This is a genomic window from Bacillus sp. LL01, from assembly GCF_001037965.1.
Genome location: NZ_LFEL01000216.1, coordinates 1 through 3,735, shown reverse-complemented (window position 1 = coordinate 3,735; position 3,735 = coordinate 1). Strand labels below are relative to the sequence as shown.

The 3,735-nt window shown below is 40.9% G+C and carries 3 protein-coding genes; 2 read left to right on the top strand and 1 reads right to left on the bottom strand.

Annotation, left to right across the window (positions count from 1 at the left end):
- Nucleotides 1–216: 216 nt before the first annotated feature.
- Nucleotides 217–1,206: an LLM class flavin-dependent oxidoreductase gene (locus AB685_RS28215; protein WP_047973924.1), complete on the top strand. Its 990-nt coding sequence runs from the start codon at nucleotides 217–219 to the stop codon at nucleotides 1,204–1,206.
- Nucleotides 1,207–1,540: 334 nt separating this feature from the next.
- On the opposite strand, the gene AB685_RS28210 is transcribed toward AB685_RS28215, so the two are convergent.
- Nucleotides 1,541–2,482 (bottom strand): Na/Pi symporter, encoded by a 942-nt coding sequence (locus AB685_RS28210; protein ID WP_047973923.1) that lies wholly within the window; start codon nucleotides 2,480–2,482, stop codon nucleotides 1,541–1,543.
- A 225-nt stretch (nucleotides 2,483–2,707) separates the two neighbouring features.
- Here AB685_RS28210 and AB685_RS28205 point away from each other — a divergent pair.
- Nucleotides 2,708–3,735: acyl-CoA dehydrogenase family protein (locus AB685_RS28205; RefSeq protein ID WP_047973922.1), on the top strand; the 1,028-nt coding region annotated here is incomplete at its 3' end.

Sequence of the window (3,735 nt, the reverse complement as noted above, 5' to 3'; positions counted from 1 at the left end):
CTCATGGGATGGTCCAGTTAAATAGTTTCAACATCTAAGAAGCCCTAATTACCTGCTCATAGGTGGTTAGGGTTTTTGTATATGCTAATAACTATTTCTAACAAGAGAGAGGAATGGTAGTCAAACACTGGTTTGTCTCTCGATCATTTATAATAATCCCTAGAAACTATGTTATAAAGTTCTCCGGAAAGTATCTCTGTGGAAAGAAGGGTATTTATGAAATTAAGTATATTAGACCAAGCACCGATCTCAGCTGGCAAGACCCCTAGAGATGCATTAGTGGCCTCATTGAATCTTGCACAAACTGCAGAAAAACTAGGGTATGAGCGGTACTGGATTGCTGAGCATCACGATTTTCCCGCATTAGCATGTCCAGCTCCTGAAGTGATGCTTAGTTATATTGGTGCTCAGACTTCTAAGATTCGCATCGGTTCCGGGGCAGTGCTTCTTCCTCACTATAAACCATATAAAATTGCCGAGACATACAATCTGCTTGCCACGCTATTCCCTGGACGCATTGACCTAGGTATTGGCAGAGCTCCTGGTGGTTCTGCGGAAGCAACAATGGCTTTGTCGGATAACTATTTAGAAGGCGTAAAAAAGATGCCTGAAGCCACAAAAGAACTAGTGCAATTTTTACGAAATGACTTTTCCTCTGATCATATGTATTCAAAAGTTTCGGCCTCACCGCTACCCGCTATTGCCCCTGTGCCGTGGATATTAGGAACAAGTGAGAAAAGCGCCATTCTTGCTGCAGAGAATAGCACGCCTTATGCCTTTGGACATTTTATGAGTGAAAAGGACGGGGCAAGCATCATAAAGAAATATGAAGAAAATTTCCAGGCGAATGAGAAACTAGAACAACCTCAATCAATCCTTTGTGTATCAGCTATTTGTGCAGAAACGACCGAAAAAGCAGAGGAGCTAGCATTAAGTAGTCACCTTTGGAAGAGCCAACTGGCAGAAGGAGAAGGAAGAGCAGGAATACCTTCATTAGAGGAAGTGAGAACCTATCCTTTTAGTGAAGTGGAGAGGAATAACAAGAGCGAAAAAATGATCATTGGAAATCCAGAAGAAGTAAGAGACCAGCTAGAACGACTGCAAGCTCAATATAAAGTCGATGAGATGATGATAATCACAATCACACATCGGTATGAGGACCGAGCACGTTCCTATGAACTAATAGCAGAAGCCTTTTCTARTTAAAGAGGAAAATGCATATGCTCTTAGCGTTCCATCTTCTATAGTAAAAGTAAGGAAGCCCTTGACACAAAAGTCAAGGGGAAATTTCATTTCATTACTCTTCGCCTTCAACAACACCACCCGCTCCACCTAAATTACCAAGTGAACCAAGGACACCTTGAAGACTAGAAAATTTCCTGTTCTAATCTGAATAATAACACTGTTAATTTACTAGGTAAATAGTGAGGGTATGTTTCCTAGATTTATTGACGTTTCTGTACAAGGAAAATCAGGCTACTTGTAGTTTTTCTATAAGAAAAAGAAAACGTGAGCAGCTATTGGCTGTTCACGTATTTCCTTAATAATACGATGAGTTTTTAGAATGCAACCATTCGACTCCTCTAGCAAATGCTTTGGCAAATGGAAGCATAATAACCGAACAAATGGTATTAAAGATGACACTCGAATGAGCAAGTTGCTGCATCGAATCATCCGTCATCGCTGTAACGATTTGTACTAAGACATCCATTAAAGGTAAAAACACAATGACACCGAGGAGGTTTAACCAGATGTTAGCAAAAGCAACTAGCTTAGCATGTTTACTTGCTCCGATGGTAGCGATGAACGCTGTGATGCATGTTCCAATATTGGCTCCAAGCATAATGGCAATCCCTGATTTTAATGTTAGGAGGTGATCGCTCATAAACCCCATTGCTATCGCTGTTGTGGCCGTACTCGATTGAACGAGGCCAGTTAGAGCAGCGCCAATAGCGACACCAGTGAGTGAATGGCTATTTGTAAATTCAAATAACGTATGCACAGAGGGCAGGCTAGCTAGAGGATAAGCAAGCGATTCAAGCCCATCCATCGCTATAAAAATACAAGCAAGTCCAAAGGTGAAACAGCCAATACTGAATGCCTTCTTCTTTGGGATAAATAAAGCAATCAATCCAGTTAGCAGTAAAGGAATAATAATATGAGAAAGGTCAAATGTAAGGATTTCTGTCGTAATGGTTGTGCCGATATTAGCACCAAGGATGATGCCAATTGATTGTCTGAAGGTTAATAAATTCGCTGCCACAAGGCCAACCGTCATCACAAGTACCGCTGAACTACTCTGAAGCATAGCTGYAGCAATTGTTCCAATTAACATTCCTTTCCATGCTTTATCTGTAAAGCGATGWACATTTCGTTGAAAAATTTCTCCACCAAGTGGTAATAATCCAGCGCGCATAATCACCATTCCAAAGAGAAAAAGAGCAATGAAAACGGCGAATAAGGAGAATAGTTCTTTGAACAAATAAATCAYCTCTTTCTCACCTTATGGACAAACATCTCTAGTCATGACAGAAAAAAAGTAGATTTAATGATTGAATGTTCAGATAGTTTTAGGTATAGTTAGTAATAAGACCAACTCTATGATACATAGGTAGGTGATTCAGTAGATTGCAAGTTGCCCTTTTTTATGAACGTAACATACTGACTGGTTAGTAAGTTTGTCGAATCGTAGGGAGGAATGGTGGATATGGGATTTTTTTATWGTGAAAAAGTTAAGCGCTTACAACGTGATTTGACTGTATTTATGGAAGAATATATTTATCCAAACGAGAAACTATTTGAAGATCAATTGAATCAAATGCCTGATCGATTTGCAGGAAACCCCGAAATTATGGAGGAATTAAAAGCAAAAGCAAAGGAAGCAGGCTTGTGGAATTTATTCTTGCCCGATGCAAAAGAAGGTGCTGGGCTAACGAATTTAGAGTATGCTCCGCTATGCGAGATCATGGGACGTTCGTTTATTGCACCCGAAGTTTTTAATTGTAATGCACCAGATACAGGGAATATGGAAGTTCTTGTTCGTTACGGGACTAAGGAGCATAAAGAGAAATGGTTGCGACCTTTGCTTGAAGGGGAGATTCGCTCCGCTTTTGCGATGACTGAACCAGATGTGGCTTCTTCTGATGCAACGAATATATCAATAGACATACAACGCGATGGCGATGAATATGTAATCAATGGTCGCAAATGGTGGTCATCAGGTGCTGGAGATCCAAGATGTAAATTGCTCATATTAATGGGGAAGACCAATCCAACCGCCGATAGGCATAACCAACAATCGATGATTATCGTTCCAATGGACACAAAAGGAGTACAAATCAAGCGAATGCTACCAGTGTTCGGTTATGATCATGCTCCTCATGGCCACGCAGAAATTGAATTTACGGATGTGAGAGTCCCTGTTTCGAATTTACTACTAGGTGAAGGACGTGGCTTCGAGATTGCTCAAGGGCGACTTGGACCTGGTCGAATTCATCATTGTATGYGAACCATCGGTGCTGCTGAGCGAGCGCTTGAACTAATGTGCGAGCGAGCAACTGAGCGTGCTCCATTTGGCAAACCTTTAACAAAACAAGGAGTCGTTCAAGAGTGGATTGCAACCTCTCGTATAGAAATTGAACAAGCGAGGCTTCTTACATTAAAGGCTGCAGCAATGATGGATACCGTTGGAAACAAAGTAGCTAAAAAAGAGATTGCGATGATTAAAGTCATTGC